Origin of the sequence: Methylomonas aurea, assembly GCF_024505045.1 — a bacterium.
GTDB classification, from domain to species: domain Bacteria; phylum Pseudomonadota; class Gammaproteobacteria; order Methylococcales; family Methylomonadaceae; genus Methylomonas; species Methylomonas aurea.
Window position 1 is genome coordinate 35276 of record NZ_JANIBM010000028.1, and the last position, 17428, is coordinate 52703.

Consider the following 17428-nt stretch of genomic DNA (forward strand, 5'->3'; position numbering starts at 1 on the left):
CAATATGCTACGTTGTGGACAGCAAGTAGCCTCGATGGAACGAAGTGGAATCGAGGGCAATTGAAGTCGTCAATTCCTCGATTTCGTTTCACTACATCGAGGCTACATTTACGGACAATCAAGGTGGCCTTCAAATTCCGGGATGGTTTTGTCCCGTATGCCGCGCCGAGCACCGGAGCTTTCGGCGGGAACAGCCCGCAGGGGTGCGGCATGGATGCCGCACATCGACAGAGGGGCAGGAGCCCCTTCTGTCGATCCCCGTCGAAAGCGAGGAGCGCAGGACAAATCGGCAGGATAGCCGATTTGCATGCATTGCACCCGTAGGGCGAGGCACATGGATGTGCCGAGTGAGCTAAGCGACGTCCGGGTCGCCTTTTCTTTGGATACTTTCTTTTGGCGACGCAAAAGAAAGTATCGCGGCTGTCGGTCCGCGAACCGACATTAAAACACTCGTCGCGATAGCGACACAAACTAAAGCGACTAATCAAAATCAGGTTACACCAATGGCAGTAGGACAAATCGACTTCCCCACCATGCATGCCGTAAAAGGCATCAAACTCGGCTCCAGTAACGCCGGCATCAAACAAACCGTGCGCGACGACATCTTGGTCATCGAAATGGCCGAAGGCGGCAGTTGCGCGGCGGTATTCACCCAAAACGCCTTTTGCGCGGCGCCGGTACAGGTCGCCAAGGCGCATTTGCCGATGAACCCGCGCTGGCTGCTGGTCAATTCCGGCAATGCCAATGCCGGCACCGGCAAACAAGGCTTGCAGGACGCTTTTGCTTGCTGCGCCGGTTTGGCCGGGGAAGTCGATGCGCTGGCGCAGCAAGTGCTGCCGTTTTCGACCGGCGTGATCGGCGAACCTCTGCCGGTGGAAAAACTGGCGGCGGCGCTGCCGGCCGCGGTCGCCAATCTGGCGGAATCGCACTGGGACCGGGCGGCGCGAGCAATCATGACCACCGACACCTTTCCGAAAGGCGCATCGTTGAAGCTCGACATCGGCGGCCATCCGGTCGCCATTACCGGCATTTCCAAAGGCGCCGGTATGATCCAGCCCAATATGGCGACGATGCTGGGCTTTATCGCCACCGACGCCAAAATCGAGCAGGGTCTGCTGCAAGAGTGCCTGAATACGGCGGTCGAGCAATCGTTTAACCGGATCACCGTCGACGGCGATACTTCGACCAACGACGCCTGCGTGGTATTGGCCAGCGGCTGCAGCGACGCGCCGGAGATTCTGCCGGGCAGCGAGCATCTGGCGACGTTCAGCGCAGCCTTGGCCTCGGTCTGCAAACGGCTGGCGGAGTTGATCATTCGCGACGGCGAAGGCGCCACCAAGCTGATGCGCATCATCGTCGAGCAAGCCCACGACAGCGGCGAAGCGCTGCAAGTGGCAAAAACCATTGCCCATTCGCCGCTGGTCAAAACCGCGTTCTTCGCCAGCGACCCGAACTGGGGCCGGATATTGGCCGCCGTGGGCCGGGCCGGCGTCGAAAATATGGAGTTGGAGAAAATCGAGATTTACCTGGGTACGGTCTGCATCGTCGAAAACGGCGGCCGCGCGCCGTCTTACACCGAACAGGACGGCCAGCGGGTCATGAGCCAGCAGGAAATCGACGTCACGGTGCGTTTGGGCCGCGGCACGGCCAGCGAACAGGTGTTGACCTGCGACTTCTCCTACGATTACGTCAAAATCAACGCCGAATACCGCACTTAATTCCGCCCATGCTCCAGCCAAATAACGTGGTTCACGTCGCGGTCGGCGTCGTTCGCGACACGTCCGGCCGGATACTGATCGCCCGACGCGCTCAACACGCCCACCAGGGCGGCTTGTGGGAATTTCCCGGCGGCAAGCTGGAACCCGGCGAGCCGGTGCTGCAGGCTCTAGCCCGGGAATTGGAGGAAGAGGTCGGGATTCGGGTCGCCGCAGCCGAGCCTTTGATCAAAATCCACCACGATTACGGCGACCGCCGGGTGTTGCTGGACGTCTGGAACGTCAACTCGTTCAGCGGCGAAGCCCGGCCCTGCGAAGGCCAGGCCATGCAATGGGTTAGCGCCTACCAGCTTTCCGACTTCGCCTTTCCGGCCGCCAACCTGCCTATCATCGCCGCCGCGCGGCTGCCGGCGTATTACGCCATCCTGGAAGGCGCAGATGCGGAATCGATCGTGACGAATTGCCGACGCATAATCGACAGCGGCGTCAAATTAGTGCAATTCCGGGCCAAAACGCTAACCGCAAACGACAAACAAACCGTGCTCGAACGGGTATTGCAACAATGCCGGCACCATGCCGTCGAAGTGCTGGTCAATGCCGATCTGGATTTGGATATTAGTCAGGCGCAAGGCATCCATTTGAGCAGCCGGGCGTTACTAAGACTGGATCGACGCCCGGCCGGAATGCGCTGGGTCGCAGCGTCTTGCCACACTGCAGCGGAACTGCAGCATGCGCTGGCGATTGGGGTCGATTTTGCGGTGTTGGCGCCGGTCATGCCGACCGCATCGCACCCCGACACGCCGCCTTTAGGCTGGCAACGCTTCAGCGAACTGCTGGAGAACGCCAACTTGCCGGTCTTCGCTTTGGGCGGATTGAGCCGGCAGGATTTGGTGCGGGCGCAAGCCGCCGGCGCTCAGGGTATAGCCGGCATCAGCAGCTTTTTGGCTTGAAGCGGCCTCACGGCCGCTAATGCCAAATCGGGCCGGCCGGCTAACCGCGCCGGGACAGGCGATTGCCGATTTTTCTGCCGGCCCTGCGCAGTTCCTTGCCGATGGAAGCCAGCAACGCACCGGGCGACCGGTTCATCTTTTCCCGTAACGTCCGGCCGCGCTTTTTCGCGACTTCGTACAGCTCGGGATGCACGCAATTCATAAACGCCAAATTCTCCAGTTCATGAAAGCCCTTACCAAGCAAGTCCCGGTACAACGGATGGGCTTTGTTCACGTACAGGAAGGTGTTCTGTACATAGCAGGTATCGATGCCGGCTTTACCCCAGAACACCGGCCGGAACAGATCGAAAATCGCGTAGCCGCGCTGGCGGAACATCGCCCCCCAATCGCTATGCATACGTTCGTTAATATGGTTGGTCCCGCCCTGGCCAAGGTAGGCCGCACCGAACAACACCACGTCGGATAAGGCCGCCAGCGACTCGACGAAATTTTCCGACACGGCCGGTTCCAGATGCTCGGCCACTTCCAGCGACATTGCCAACTCGAATCTTTCCGGCACGGAAACAGTTTGGTTCAGATCGACCGGATTGAAGCGGATTCTGGCGTCGACCATATTCTGCTGGCTATTCCAGACGCCATCGTAGCCCACCACTGTTTCCGCGCCCAAATCCGCTGCCGCCTTCAGCCAGGTGCCGGCACCGCAGCCCAGATCGACGACCGAGCGCGGCGCATGGAAACCCCAGAGGTAACCGAGATATTGTTCGGCCGACAGCAAGCTGCCGGTCTTTTGCGAATCGTAAAAGGCTTGGTCGTAGTACTGCTTCATCGGTCTTTATGTTGCTGGAGTGAAATTAAAACGGCTGACCGTCGTCGGCATCCGACCGGCCGGGAGTTTCGTTATCCCAGACCGGCGGACCGGGAATCTTGTGCGCTTCGGTCGCCCAATCGCCAAGGTCGATCAACTTGCAGCGTTCCGAGCAAAACGGTTTGAATTTTTCGGCGGCAACCCAGGCCACCGGTTTACGGCAGGTAGGGCAGGCGACTTGCGGCGGGGACTGCGCGGCCATCAGAACATGCAGCGGGTCAAATGGAATTCGACATCGTCCTGGGTTTGGCACGGCCGGTTCTCATCGGCCGACGGGATCATGAAGCGAATGCTGAAGCGGTGTTTGCCGCCGCTGATCTCGGCGAAACAGCGCTGCTCCGGTTGCAAAGCCACGCGCAGCAACTGCACCGGATGGTTTTTGTTGTCGAGCGCCAATTGAAAAAAACCGGCTTTGGCAACCTCCGGGGTCGGAATACTGCTTTGGCGGATGAAGCCTAAAATCAGGTCGATCGCCACCCGAATATCGACAAACGGTTGGGTCCAGCGCTCCAAATCCTTTTGCTGCTCGATTTCGTCCTGCTCCAACCAGTAATGAAACGCCGGCAGATCGAACGAGCAACTGCCACCGGGTATCGAATTGCGCTGCGAGATACTCTGAAACAAATCGCTTTCCATCACGCTGATACCGATCTTGCCGTTGGCGCTGTATAAATTGCGGCTGGCCTGGTTCAAGTCGGCCAGAATTTCCTGCAGTTTTTCGTCGTCGACGCCGTGGTTATGGGCCAATTGGTTCAACACCTTGGTGTGGCGGTCCAATTCTTTGATCAATTCGGATTTAAGATCGCTGCGGCTGAAGATGGTCAGAATATCCAACAAGACGGAGATGGCGGCGCGTTTGTCGAACACGGAAGCGCCCAACATAAAATGGCTGAGCTGTTGAAAGAGCTGCTCCAAGCGCATAAACACACGAATTCGTTCGTTGAGCGGAAATTCGTAGACTATTTGTGTATTCAAGCCGATGGTGTCCTGGCGGTGGCTAAAAAAATGTAGGAATTGTGCAGGCTTTTAACCTGTTCTGCAAGCAGCTCCGGCCCGGCGCTATTGTCGATCACGTCGTCGGCGCGGGCCAGCCGTTCCAGCCTCGGCATCTGGCTGGCGACGATGGCCTGAGCCTGCTCGGCGCTGAGTTTGTCCCGGGTTACGACCCGTTCGATCTGCACGGGTTGCGGGCAATCGACGACCAGGATCCGGTCCACAACATACGGATTTTTCGATTCAAGGAGCAACGGCACCGCAATCAGGCAGTAATCGGAGTGCAATGCCGCCACGTCGGCAGCGATGCGGGCATAGACCCGCGGATGCATGATGGCGTCCAGCCGCCGCCTTTGCTCCGGATCGGCAAAGATCGCCTCGCGCAATTTGGGCCGATCCAGGCTGCCGTCGGTTTTCAACATGTCGGCACCGAATGCCTGGACGATGGCTTGCAAGGCCGGCTCGCCCGGCTCCACCAGGCGGCGGGCGATCAAATCGGCATCCACCACCGGCACATCCAGTTCGGCAAACAAGCGGCATACCGTGGTTTTGCCGCAGCCGATGCCGCCGGTCAAACCGACTTTCAACATCGGTCACAGACCTGCAAGCCGCAGATACCAGGCATTGATCTGTTCGCCCCACAACAACGCCAGCCAGCCGGCCATAGCCAGATACGGCCCGAACGGAATCGGCTTGGCCGCATCGCGCCGGCAGAACACGATCATCGCGACACCGACCGCTGCGCCGACCAGCGAAGACAACAATACGATCAACGGCAAGTATTGCCAGCCCAGCCAAGCTCCGAATACGGCCAGTAATTTGAAATCGCCGTAGCCCATGCCTTCCTTGCCGGTCAATAATTTAAAACCGTGGTACACGCTCCACAAACTCAAATAACCGGCCACCGCGCCGACGATGCTGTCGCGGCTGTCGGCGAAAATGCCGAACACGCTGAGCAGCAAGCCCAGCCACACCAAAGGCAGCGTAATGGAGTCCGGCAGCAATTGCTGGTCGATGTCGATAAAGCTCAAGGCGATCAGGCACCAGGTCAACGGCAACGCCAGCGCCAGCGCCCAGCCGTAACCCAATCGCCAAGCGACCAGCGCCGAACAGATGCCGGTGAAAGCCTCGATCATGGGATAGCGCCAGCCGATTTTGCTACCGCAGTTGGCGCACTTGCCGCCGAGCAGCAAATAGCTCAGGACCGGGATGTTTTGGTAGGCTTTGATTTCGGCTTTGCACGCCGGACAGTGCGAAGCCGGCAATAACAAATCGAAACGTTCAGCCGGAGCTTCGGCCGGCAATTCCAGGAATTCGCGGCATTCGCGCCGCCAAGCGGCTTGCATCATTAACGGCAGCCGGTAAATCACCACGTTCAAAAAACTACCGACCAGCAGGCCGAGTACTAAAACGCTTCCGATCAAAAAACCGGGAGATTGTGCTAAGGCATTAGACAACATAGTAAGCAGGAAAGATTAGCCGGCTCCGCCGCCTGTAACAGGCCGGAACCGGCAACACGTTAGATAGCGGCGCCCAATTTGAAGATCGGCAAATACATTGCCACGATCAAACCGCCGACCAAAATACCCAAGATCACCATGATGATCGGCTCCATCAAACTGCTCAAGTTATCGACCAGATTATCGACCTCTTCTTCGTAAAAATCGGCGACCTTATCCAGCATGGCGTCGATCGAACCGGATTCCTCGCCGATGGCCACCATTTGCACCACCATATTCGGAAATATGCCGGTGGTTTCCAAGGCAAACTTCAGTTGCTGGCCGGTAGCGACGTCGTCGCGCACTCTCATTACCGCATCGTAGAATAGGATATTGCCGCAAGCACCGGCCACCGACACCAAGGCTTCGACCAACGGCACACCGGCGGCCGACATGGTCGATAGGGTTCTTGCGAAGCGGGCAATCGCCGATTTCTGCAAAATCATGCCGACCACCGGAATTTTCAGCAACAGCCGATCCAGAAAATGGTTGAACGCCTTGGAGCGTTTCTTGAAATACATGAAGGTGTAGCCGCCTATAAACAGCACGCCGACCACGGCCCACCACCATTCCTGCACCCAGGCCGACAACTCGATGACGAATTGGGTAAAAGCCGGCAAATCGGCGCCGAAACCTTTAAACAAATCCTCGAACACCGGCACCACGAACACCAACAAAATGGCCGTAACGATGAAGGCCACCACCAATACCGCTACCGGATAGGTCAGGGCCTTTTTGACTTTTTTCTTGATCGATTCGGTCTTTTCCTTATATGTGGCAATCTTATCCAGCAGGGTTTCCAATACCCCGGCATGCTCGCCAGCTTCGACCAGATTGCAAAACAAGGCGTCGAAATACAGCGGCTTGCGGCCCAACGCTTGCGCCAGCGTATCGCCGCCCTCGACGTCGGCTTTGATCGACAGCAGCATTTCCGACATGCTGGCGTTGTCGTGGCCCTTGCCGATGATATCGAACGACTGTACCAACGGCACGCCAGCCGCCAGCATGGTCGCCAATTGGCGGGCAAAGACGGCAATGTCGCCGGGCGTGATTTTTTGCACCCGCGGACTGAACAACGGTTTCGCCTTGGGCTTGATGCCGATCACCCGGATGCCCATCCGCCGCAATTCGGCGCGGGCGATCACCTCGCTCTTGGCGCTGATGGTGCCCTTGGTCTTACGGTTCTGTTTGTCGAAACCGTCCCAGTTAAACTCGATTTGCTCTTCTTGTTTTGCCATGGTTATTCCGTGGTAACGCGGTCAATTTCTTCCAGCGAGGTAATGCCCTGGCGGACTTTCAACAGGCCGGAGGCGCGCAGGTCGTTAATGCCCTCGCTGCGCGACAATTCGGCCATCTCCATCGCATTGCCACCGCGCAGGATCAAGGCCCGCATTTTTTCGGTGATCGGCATCACCTGATAAATACCGACTCGCCCTTTATAGCCGTTGTTACAATGTTCGCAGCCCACCGGACCGAAAATCTTGAAGCTGCCGAGTTCCTCCTTTTTGAAACCGGCCGAGACCAGCGCGCTTTCCGGGTAATCCATTTCTTTCTTGCAATGCTCGCACAAGCGCCGCGCCAGACGTTGCGCCATGATCAGCAACACCGCCGAGACGATGTTGAACGGCTCTATGCCCATTTGCACCAGACGGTTGATAGTTTGCGGTGCGTCGTTGGTATGCAGCGTCGACAACACCAAGTGACCGGTTTGCGCCGCTTTGACCGCAATACTGGCAGTTTCGTAATCGCGAATCTCGCCGACCATGATGATGTCCGGGTCCTGACGCAAGAATGCCTTGAGCGCTTCGGCAAAAGTCAGACCGGCTTTGGGGTTGACGTTAACCTGGTTGATGCCTTCCACGGTGATCTCGACCGGATCTTCCGCAGTGGAAATGTTACGCTCGACGCTGTTCAGTATATTCAGGCCGGTGTATAGCGATACCGTCTTACCGCTACCGGTCGGGCCGGTTACCAGCACCATGCCGTAGGGTTTGTGGATCGCTTCCAGAAAGTTTTTCTGCTGTTCGGGTTCGAAACCGAGTTTTTCGATACCGATTTGGGCGCTGGTCGGATCGAGAATCCGCAATACCACTTTTTCGCCGAACAAGGTCGGACAGGTATTGACCCGGAAATCGATGGCGCGGTTTTTCGAAATCTGCATCTTGATCCGTCCGTCCTGCGGCACCCTACGTTCGGCGATGTCCATTTTCGACATGACTTTCAGCCGGGAGATGATCCGGTTGGCGATACCGACCGGCGGGCTCGCTACTTCAGACAGAATACCGTCGGCGCGGAAGCGGATGCGGAAGCGCTTCTCGAACGGTTCCATGTGAATATCCGAAACGCCGCGCTTGATCGAATCCAGCAGAATCTTGTTGACGAAGCGGACGATAGGCGCGTCGTCGATATCCGAACCGGTGGTTTCTTCTGCCGGCTTGACCTCGTCGCCGGCGGAAATATCGATATTATCCAGATCGTCGTCGAGCAAATCCTTCATCGACGTATCGGCGGCTTCCAGCGCCGTGTCGATCATCCTGATCAACTTGTCTTCTTCGACCAGAATGTTTTCGGTGTTATGCCGGGTGTGGAACTTGATCTCGTCCAGAGCCTGGAAGTTGGTCGGATCGGCCGTCGCGACGAACAAGCGGTTGCCGCGTTTGAACAAGGGCAGCGCATGGTGCTGGCGAATCAATTTTTCGCTGACCATTTTGATCGGCAAAAACGACGGATCGATCGCGTCCAGATCGAGGAACGGCACGCCGAATTCGGCCGAAGCCAGCGTCGCAATGGTTTTGCTATCCGCGTATTTGTGTTCGACCAGGTAACTGATAAACGCCTGTTTGCGCTTTTGCGCCTCCTGCAAACAGGTCGCGGCCGACTCTTCGGTCAGCAGCCCCTTTTGAATCAGGCACTTAACCAGACCGCTGAAATGAATGTTGGAAGGTGCTGTCGCCATGAAAAAAGGTCAAGATTGGTTTTACTGCAGCTTTGTGCTGCAAATATAGATGAAGTAAGGATTTTATCCAAACTCGACGCTACGTATTGACCGGCTGACGGCGGGGGGACAGATGCGAAAGGGGAGCGCAGCCGCCGCGCATGATGGCGGCTGCGATTTCTAGCGACTTAAACTTCGTGATAAATCGCGGCGCCTTCTTCCAGGAACTGCTTGGACTTCTCTTCCATGCCTATTTTCAAGGCTTCCGCTTCTTCCAAACCTTTTTGCTCGGCGTAGTTGCGCACATCCTGAGTGATTTTCATCGAGCAGAAATGCGGGCCGCACATCGAGCAGAAGTGGGCGACCTTGGCCGATTCTTTCGGCAGGGTTTCGTCGTGGAAGGAACGGGCTTTTTCCGGGTCCAGCGCCAAGTTGAACTGGTCTTCCCAACGGAATTCGAAACGAGCCTTGGACATCGCGTTGTCGCGAATCTGCGCGCCGGGATGACCTTTGGCAAGATCGGCGGCGTGAGCGGCGATCTTATAGGTGACGATGCCCTCGCGCACGTCCTGCTTGTTGGGCAGGCCCAGATGCTCTTTCTGGGTCACGTAGCACAGCATCGCGCAACCGTACCAACCGATGTTGGCGGCACCGATCGCCGAGGTGATGTGGTCATAGCCGGGAGCGATGTCGGTGGTCAGCGGACCCAGGGTATAGAACGGCGCTTCGAAGCAGTCTTCCAGCTGTTTGTCCATATTGACCTTGATCATTTGCAGCGGCACGTGGCCGGGGCCTTCGATCATGGTTTGCACGTCGTGCTTCCAGGCGATTTGAGTCAGTTCACCCAGTGTTTCCAATTCGCCGAACTGGGCGGCGTCGTTGGCATCGTAAATCGAGCCCGGACGCAGGCCGTCGCCCAGCGAGAACGATACGTCGTAGGCTTTCATGATTTCGCAGATTTCTTCGAAATGCGTGTAGAGGAAGCTCTCGGTATGATGAGCCAAACACCATTTGGCCATGATCGAACCGCCGCGCGAGACGATGCCGGTTAGGCGTTTGGCCGTCAGCGGCACATGGTGCAGGCGCACGCCGGCGTGGATCGTAAAATAGTCGACGCCTTGCTCGGCTTGCTCGATCAAAGTGTCGCGGAAAATTTCCCAGGTCAGTTCCTCGGCCTTGCCGTCGACTTTTTCCAGAGCTTGGTAGATCGGTACAGTGCCGATCGGCACCGGCGAATTGCGTAGAATCCATTCGCGGGTTTCGTGGATGTTTTTGCCGGTCGACAAGTCCATGATGGTATCGGCACCCCAACGGATGCCCCACAGCATTTTTTCGACTTCTTCTTCAATCGAGGAAGTGATCGCCGAATTGCCCAAGTTGCCGTTGATCTTGACCAGGAAATTGCGGCCAATGATCATCGGCTCCAGTTCCGGGTGGTTGATATTGGCCGGGATGATGGCGCGGCCGCGCGCGACTTCGGAACGGACGAATTCCGGAGTAATGTACGATTGGATATTGGCGCCGTAGGAAAAACCCGGATGCTGGCCTTGGTAACGGTCGCGCATCGCTTCCAGATTCTGGTTCTCGCGGATGGCGATGTATTCCATCTCGGGCGTGATGATACCTTTGCGGGCATAGTGCATCTGGCTGACGTTGTGGCCGGACTTGGCGCGGCGCGGGTTGCGGGTCAGTTCGAAACGAAGATGCGCAGTCTTGGGGTCGTGCAGCCGCTCGTGGCCGTATTTTGAGGTCGGGCCGCTCAGCACTTCGGTGTCGCCGCGTTCTTCTATCCATTTGCCGCGCACCGAACCCAAGCCTTGGTGCAGGTTGATGTCGACGTTGGGATCGGTATAAGGGCCGGAAGTGTCGTAGACGAAAATCGGCGGATTTTTCTCGGCGCCGAAATGGGCCGGGGTATCGGACAGGTTGATCTGCCGCATCGGCACCCGCATGTCGGCGCGGCTGCCCTGGATATAGACTTTTTCCGAGGCGGGGTAGGAATCGATTCTTATGCTACTGCCGGTGTCGGTAGTAATTTCATTGCGGACAGCGCTCATGCTTATCTCCAAAAATCAGAATAAATCGCGAGCGCAGGGAAGGATTGGCTTTCCTACGCCGGCATTAACCGGATCAGGTTCGAAGGGTTTTTCTCAGCTTCCGCTCAGGAATTGGGCGGAAACACCCCTAGCCTTTTAGGTAGCCGGTACGTTAAATGATAATCCCGCCAATTGCAAGCTCGGAAAACGCAACGATTAGCGTAAAAAGCTTATAAAACAATAGGTTTTATCGCGCCGCCGCCAATCGCAGGCAAATTGCTATGATACCCGACACCTAGCCAGCCATTCTGCCATGACCGACGAACAAGCCTTCACCGATCTCGACCGCGGATTCGCCCGCTTCCTCGCCGAACGCAGCCGCTTGAGCGGCTCGAAAAAAAACCGTTTCGAAACCTTGCTGCTGCAGTTATCGGCCCAACAAGGCGCCGGCCATAGCTGCATCGCGATCGGCGCGGAAGACCGGGAAATCGTGCTGGCCTCCGGCCTGGCCTCGGCGGACCGGGTGACGCCCTTGATCGCCGAAGCCGACCGCTTGTATCTACATCGCTACTGGCATTACGAGGAACGCCTGGCTCGGCAACTCGGGGCGCTGACCCGGCAACAATTCGATACCGGACATCTCGAAGCTCACCTGGAACGCTATTTCCCGAGCCAAGGCAACGAAATCGATTGGCAGAAAACCGCAGCAGAAGCGGCAGTCGGCCAGGCCTTGAGCATCATTACCGGCGGCCCCGGAACCGGAAAAACCACCACGGTGCTGAAAATTTTGGCCTTATTGCTGGAAACCAGCCGCCAAGCGCTACATATCGCGCTGGCCGCTCCCACCGGCAAAGCCGCGATGCGCCTGCAAGAGTCGATCGTCGCCAACAAACCCGGGCTGGATTGCGCCGCCGACGTGAAAACCCGAATTCCGGAGCAGGCCAACACGTTGCACCGCCTGCTCGGCGCCAAGCCTCCCACGCCATATTTCCGTCACGATGCCGGCAATCCGCTGCCGTACGATGTCGTCGTGGTGGACGAAACCTCGATGGTCGATCTGGCGCTGATGAGTAAACTGGTCGACGCACTGAAACCGGAGTCGCGCTTGATTTTGCTGGGAGACAAAGACCAACTGGCCTCGGTCGAGTCCGGCTCGGTCTTGGCCGACCTTTCCGCCGGCCTGGCCGAACGCACGGTGGAATTGCAAAAATCGCATCGGTTTCAAGGCCGCATCAAACAACTGGCCGTCGCCGTCAACCGCCAGGATGCCGATCTAGCCTGGCAACTGTTGCAGGAACCGAATCCGGCAGTGCGGCGCCTGAACGGCGACCCGATCGACTGGATCATCGAAAATTATGCCGAGTATTTGCAAGCAATTTCGGACGGCGCCGACCCGGCTCGAATTTTCGCCGCGTTCAACCGCTTTCGGGTGCTTTGCAGCAACCAACGCGGGCATAACTCGGTCGGCGAGATCAATCGGCGGGTAGAGCTGGAGCTGGCAAACCGCGGCACAATTCGGCCGGGAGCGGCATGGTACGCCGGCAAACCGGTCATGATTACCGCCAACCACGCCAGCATGCAACTCTACAATGGCGACATCGGCCTGTGCCTGAACGACCCGGAACACGGCGGCCAGCTTCGGGTATTTTTCCCGCGCGGCGAGCAATTCCGTAAATTGTTACCGGCCCGCCTGCCGCCCTGGGAGACGGTGTTTGCGATGACGATACATAAAAGCCAGGGCTCGGAGTTCGAAAACATATTGATTGCGTTACCCGACGCCGTTAATCCGGTTCTGAGCAAGGAACTGTTGTACACGGCAATCACCCGCGCCAAGCAATCATTAGCCGTCAGTGCGAGCCAAACCATTTTCGAGGCTTGCATCCGCCATCGCGTCGTCAGACACAGCGGCCTGACCGCAAAATTAAAAACTTACGCATCCGGATCAAGCCCATGAAATCGATCAAAAAACGCAGCAAACGCTTACTGGCCGACATCAAAACCGCAGCGGACCGGTTAGCGTTCTTGAGTGCAGACTTGGAGCTTTTACAAGGTTTATTCGAAACGGCCAGCCAAATTAGCGATTGCGCTGTCACGATCGCCGAACGAATATCCGATGCACATAAAACCGAAGCGGCTTCGGTTCTGGCTCAATCGCCAGAACTGGCCAGACTGGGAGATTTTGCCGATCTGGACGCGATCAGTCTGCTTGAAGAGCGCCTATTTACGGCGCAGGCCAATCTGGCGGAAGGGGAGGCCGGCCGATTTTTTCAACAACTGCTGGAAAAATCGGAGACGCTGTATGCGGGGCTTTCGGAGAGCGTCCAGCAACTGCTGGCACTAGCAGAAGACGCTGATGAAGGTTAGTGGCTGCGCTGCACTGAAAAGTGCGCCAGCGCTTCCAGGGCCTGTTTGTATTCTGAATCCGGCAGGCAATCCAATGCGGCAATCGCCAGTGCCGCGGCGCGCTCGGCGCATTGTTCGGTATACTCGATCGCATTGGTAGCTTTCACGACCTCGTAAACCTCGTTGAAAGCTTCGCGCGAACCCTGCCGGATCGCGTCGACCACGATTTGCGACTGGCGCTCGTCGCCGTGCTGGATGGCGTAAATCAGCGGCAGGGTCGGCTTACCCTCGGCGAGATCGTCGCCCAGATTTTTGCCCAACTCCTCGCTATTGGCCTTGTAATCCAAAGCGTCGTCGATCAATTGAAACGCCACACCCAGTTGTTGGCCGTAAACCGCCAAAGCGTCTTCGGTGGCGGCATCCGCCCCAGAAACCACTGCCGCCAACCGAGTCGCGGTGCTGAATAGAATCGCGGTTTTACGGGCGATCACTTCCAGGTATTTGGCTTCGCTGGTCTCCGGGTTGTTACAGTTCAACAACTGCAATACCTCGCCTTCAGCGATTGCGGTAGTGGTCTTGGACATGATGTCCATCACCCGCATGTTGTCGGTCCGCACCATCATTTCGAACGCGCTGGAATATAAATAGTCGCCGACCAAGACGCTGGCCGCATTCCCCCAAACCGCATTGGCGGACTCTTTACCGCGCCGCAATTCGGATTCGTCGACCACGTCGTCGTGCAACAAGGTAGCGGTATGGATAAACTCGATCACGGCTGCCAACGTCAAATGCCGCTCGTCGATCTGACCCAGGGCCTTTGCCGCCAGCAACAGCAACATCGGCCGCAACCGCTTACCGCCGTTGCCGATGATGTAGTGACCGATTTGATTGATCAGCACAACATCGGAGCTCAGTTCGTTTAAAATCAACCGGTCGACGGCCAGAGTCTCGGCGGTGGTTAAATTTTTAATCGAATCGAAATCTATAGGGGCTGAAGCTGGCGTTGAAACTTTAGCTATCATGAAGTTTTGGGCTAATCGCCTGTCGACGCGTGACGTAAATAACCGGTCATGCTATGAATAATCGCAGATAGTGTCAATAGCACTCGACCGAAACGGCACCACCGCTGTATTACTATCAGTAATTTAGGTTTGACGTAAACCTTGTTAAAAAATATAATCTGCTGTTCACTTTTAACAGATTATGCTTGATGGAGCTTACGCTGATGTATGCGGTAATTCAAACAGGTGGTAAACAGTATCGAGTCGCAGAGGGTACTACCTTAAAAATAGAAAAACTTGAGTTGGGCGCCGGCGACAGCGTTGAGTTCGACAAAGTGCTGATGGTTCAATCCGGCGACTCTGTAAAAGTAGGTCAGCCTTACGTCGAAGGCGGCAAAGTGACTGCAACCGTAGTCTCTCAAGGCCGGCACAAAAAAGTCAGAATCATCAAATTCAGAAGACGTAAGCACCACATGAAACAACAAGGTCATCGTCAATATTACACTGAAGTGCAAATCACCGGCATTTCGGCATAACTTATCCGAGGATAGAAAATGGCTCACAAGAAAGCAGGCGGTAGTACCCGCAACGGTCGCGACTCCAATGCTCAACGCCTGGGCGTCAAGCGTTTCGGCGGTCAAGTCGTGAAGGCTGGCAACATCCTGGTTCGCCAACGCGGCACCAAATTCCACGCTGGCGACAATGTCGGTGTCGGCAAAGACCACACCTTGTTCGCCCTGACCGACGGCAAAGTGGTTTTCGTTGAAAAAGGCCCGCAAAACCGTAAATACGTCAGTATTGCAGCAGCGTAAATTCTGATTGTGCCTTGGCACATTCGACCCGAAAAGCCTCGTTTCATAGCGGGGCTTTTTTGTTTATACCGGTAGATTATGAGATTTGTTGACGAAGCGGAAATCCGCGTAGAAGCAGGCGACGGCGGCAACGGCAAAGCCTCGTTCCGCCGCGAAAAATACATCCCCCTCGGCGGCCCGGACGGCGGCGACGGCGGCGACGGAGGTAGCGTTTACCTGGTCGCCACCGAAAACGTCAACACCCTGGTAGATTTCCGCTACCACTCCGTGCACCGCGCCCAACGCGGCGAAAACGGTGGCAGCCGCGATTGCACCGGCAAAAAGGGCGAAGATTGCTTCGTCGCGGTACCGCCGGGAACCATAGTCTACGAAGCCAACACCGGCGAGAAAATCGGCGACCTGACCAAACCCGGCCAACAATTGCTGGTAGCCAAAGGCGGCTTTCACGGCCTGGGCAACACCCGCTTCAAAAGCAGCATTAATCGCGCCCCGCAACAGACCAGCAAGGGCTCGCCCGGCGAACATCGCATGCTACGCCTGGAATTGATGGTCATCGCCGACGTTGGCTTACTCGGCATGCCGAATGCCGGCAAGTCCAGCCTGATTCGCACCGTATCCTCGGCCAGGCCCAAAGTCGCCGATTATCCGTTCACGACGCTGCATCCCAATTTGGGCGTAGTACGGGTCGACGACCTGCGCAGTTTCGTCATCGCCGACATCCCCGGCGTCATTGAAGGCGCCGCCGAAGGCGCCGGCCTGGGTTTACAGTTTTTGAAACACCTGTCACGCACCGGTTTGCTGTTGCACATGGTGGACATCGCCCCTTACGAAAGCGACGAAACGCCGGTCAGCGCCGCCCGCAAGATCATTCGCGAAGTGGAAAAATGGAGCGACGAACTGGCGCACAAGCCACGCTGGCTGGTGCTGAATAAAATCGATAACGTGCCGGACGACGAAGTCGACGCCCTCAGCCAAAGCATCATCGCCGAATTGGGCTGGACCGGGCCGGTATTTCTGATTTCCGCCCTGAAAAACCAGGGCACCCAAGCCTTGATGTACGCCATCATGGATTTCCTGGAACAACAAAGAGCCCGCACAGAAGATACGCAACAGGAGTTGCCCAGTGAGCCGTTCTGATTTTTGCCAAGCCAAACGCGTTGTCGTCAAAATCGGCAGCTCCCTGCTTACCGACGGCGGCCGCGGCCTGAACAAGCCCGCCATCGCCAACTGGGTCGCGCAAATGGCCGCACTCAGGCAGCGCGGCGTCGACGTGGTGTTAGTCTCATCCGGCTCCGTCGCCGAAGGCATGGTGCGTTTAAAGCTGAAAGCCCGCCCCAAGACCCTGCACGAACTGCAAGCTGCCGCCTCCGTCGGACAAATGGGCTTGGTGCGCCGCTTCGAAGACGAATTCCAGCTTCACGAACTGCTCGCCGCCCAAGTGCTGCTGACCCACGATGATCTATCCGACCGCCAACGCTACCTCAACGCCCGCAGCACCTTGCTGACCCTGCTGCAATTCGGCGTAGTGCCGGTGATTAACGAGAACGACGCGGTCGCCACCGAAGAAATCCGCTTCGGCGACAACGACACCCTGGGCGCCTTAGTCGCGAACTTGGTCGAAGCCGACCTGTTGATCATCCTAACTGACCAGACCGGTTTATTCGATGCCAATCCCAGCCTGAATCCGGACGCCAAACTGATTGCGGAAATCAGCGTCAACGCAAGCCTGCTGGATGAAGTTGCCGGCGGCAGCATCAGCGGCCTGGGTCGCGGCGGCATGTACACCAAGGTGCGCGCCGCGCGTCTGGCGGCGCGTTCCGGCGCCGCCACCGTCATCGTCTCCGGCAAGATCGACAACGTGATTCCGGCGGTATTCGAAGGCGCCGAACTCGGCACCTACCTGATCCCGAACATCGCGCCACTGGCGGCGCGCAAACAATGGCTGGCCGGCCAATTACAGCTCAAAGGCAGCGTCACTCTGGATGACGGCGCCGTCAAAATCCTGAAAGAAGCCGGCAAAAGCCTGCTGGCGGTCGGCGTCAAAGCCGTTAATGGCGGCTTCCAACGCGGCGATTTAGTGTCCTGCCTCGACCTGCGGGGCAATGAAATCGCCCGCGGCCTGATCAATTACGGCGCCGAAGACGCCGCCAAAATTGCCGGCAAAGCCAGTAGCGAATTCGAAGCGCTCCTCGGCTACGCCGACGACGCCGAACTGATCCACCGCGACAATCTGGTCTTGATCTAAAACGGGCCGGATTGGCAAAGTCGCCAAGCCGGCC

At 57.2% G+C, this 17428-nt stretch carries 17 protein-coding genes and 1 riboswitch; of the genes, 8 read left to right on the plus strand and 9 right to left on the minus strand.

Translation table 11 applies throughout. The features are described from left to right. The first annotated feature begins 503 nt into the window (after positions 1–503). The gene (gene argJ, locus NP603_RS16755; protein ID WP_256612036.1) at positions 504–1718 is read left to right on the plus strand and encodes a bifunctional glutamate N-acetyltransferase/amino-acid acetyltransferase ArgJ; all 1215 of its coding nucleotides are present in this window, start codon (positions 504–506) and stop codon (positions 1716–1718) included. A gap of 8 nt (positions 1719–1726) precedes the next feature. Continuing rightward, positions 1727–2665 carry a Nudix family hydrolase gene (locus NP603_RS16760; protein WP_256612037.1) on the plus strand — a complete coding sequence of 313 codons (939 nt, stop codon included), beginning with the start codon at positions 1727–1729 and terminating at the stop codon, positions 2663–2665. Positions 2666–2705: 40 nt separating this feature from the next. On the opposite strand, the gene NP603_RS16765 is transcribed toward NP603_RS16760, so the two are convergent. From NP603_RS16765 to thiC, 8 genes are all read right to left on the minus strand, one after another. Further along, positions 2706–3491, minus strand: coding sequence for a class I SAM-dependent methyltransferase (locus tag NP603_RS16765; protein ID WP_256612038.1), 786 nt, complete (start codon positions 3489–3491; stop codon positions 2706–2708). A gap of 25 nt (positions 3492–3516) precedes the next feature. Continuing rightward, a complete protein-coding gene (locus NP603_RS16770; RefSeq protein ID WP_256612039.1) occupies positions 3517–3732 on the minus strand; it encodes a DNA gyrase inhibitor YacG in 216 nt (71 codons plus the stop codon). After that, positions 3732–4505, minus strand: coding sequence for a cell division protein ZapD (gene zapD, locus NP603_RS16775; protein WP_256612040.1), 774 nt, complete (start codon positions 4503–4505; stop codon positions 3732–3734). Before zapD ends, NP603_RS16770 begins: the two co-directional genes overlap by 1 nt. Further along, positions 4502–5113: a dephospho-CoA kinase gene (gene coaE, locus NP603_RS16780; RefSeq protein WP_256612041.1), complete on the minus strand. Its 612-nt coding sequence runs from the start codon at positions 5111–5113 to the stop codon at positions 4502–4504. Before coaE ends, zapD begins: the two co-directional genes overlap by 4 nt. Before the next feature lie 3 nt (positions 5114–5116). Beyond that, positions 5117–5983, minus strand: coding sequence for a prepilin peptidase (locus NP603_RS16785; RefSeq protein WP_256612042.1), 867 nt, complete (start codon positions 5981–5983; stop codon positions 5117–5119). Positions 5984–6042: 59 nt separating this feature from the next. Beyond that, positions 6043–7260, minus strand: a complete 1218-nt coding sequence (locus NP603_RS16790; RefSeq protein ID WP_256612043.1) for a type II secretion system F family protein — start codon at positions 7258–7260, stop codon at positions 6043–6045. 2 nt (positions 7261–7262) lie between these two features. Further along, positions 7263–8978 carry a type IV-A pilus assembly ATPase PilB gene (pilB, locus tag NP603_RS16795; protein ID WP_256612044.1) on the minus strand — a complete coding sequence of 572 codons (1716 nt, stop codon included), beginning with the start codon at positions 8976–8978 and terminating at the stop codon, positions 7263–7265. A 167-nt stretch (positions 8979–9145) separates the two neighbouring features. After that, a complete protein-coding gene (gene thiC, locus NP603_RS16800; protein ID WP_256612046.1) occupies positions 9146–11014 on the minus strand; it encodes a phosphomethylpyrimidine synthase ThiC in 1869 nt (622 codons plus the stop codon). 33 nt (positions 11015–11047) lie between these two features. After that, positions 11048–11153: riboswitch (TPP riboswitch) on the minus strand. A gap of 153 nt (positions 11154–11306) precedes the next feature. Between thiC and recD the strand changes: the two genes are divergently transcribed. Beyond that, positions 11307–12947: an exodeoxyribonuclease V subunit alpha gene (gene recD / locus NP603_RS16805; protein ID WP_256612047.1), complete on the plus strand. Its 1641-nt coding sequence runs from the start codon at positions 11307–11309 to the stop codon at positions 12945–12947. Continuing rightward, complete coding sequence (locus tag NP603_RS16810; protein ID WP_256612048.1) at positions 12944–13357, plus strand: hypothetical protein; 414 nt, start codon at positions 12944–12946, stop codon at positions 13355–13357. Before recD ends, NP603_RS16810 begins: the two co-directional genes overlap by 4 nt. Here the strand turns inward: NP603_RS16810 and ispB are convergent. Then, positions 13354–14358, minus strand: coding sequence for an octaprenyl diphosphate synthase (gene ispB, locus NP603_RS16815; RefSeq protein ID WP_256612049.1), 1005 nt, complete (start codon positions 14356–14358; stop codon positions 13354–13356). The genes NP603_RS16810 and ispB overlap by 4 nt on opposite strands. Before the next feature lie 203 nt (positions 14359–14561). Here ispB and rplU point away from each other — a divergent pair, with 203 nt between their 5' ends. From rplU to proB, 4 genes are all read left to right on the plus strand, one after another. Further along, on the plus strand, positions 14562–14873 hold the full coding sequence (gene rplU, locus NP603_RS16820; RefSeq protein ID WP_256612062.1) for a 50S ribosomal protein L21: 312 nt from the start codon (positions 14562–14564) through the stop codon (positions 14871–14873). A gap of 18 nt (positions 14874–14891) precedes the next feature. Then, positions 14892–15149: a 50S ribosomal protein L27 gene (gene rpmA, locus NP603_RS16825; RefSeq protein WP_256612050.1), complete on the plus strand. Its 258-nt coding sequence runs from the start codon at positions 14892–14894 to the stop codon at positions 15147–15149. Positions 15150–15227: 78 nt separating this feature from the next. Then, positions 15228–16286, plus strand: a complete 1059-nt coding sequence (cgtA, locus tag NP603_RS16830; protein WP_256612051.1) for an Obg family GTPase CgtA — start codon at positions 15228–15230, stop codon at positions 16284–16286. Then, the gene (gene proB, locus NP603_RS16835; RefSeq protein ID WP_256612052.1) at positions 16273–17394 is read left to right on the plus strand and encodes a glutamate 5-kinase; all 1122 of its coding nucleotides are present in this window, start codon (positions 16273–16275) and stop codon (positions 17392–17394) included. The genes cgtA and proB overlap by 14 nt, the downstream gene beginning before the upstream one ends. Positions 17395–17428 lie beyond the last annotated feature (34 nt).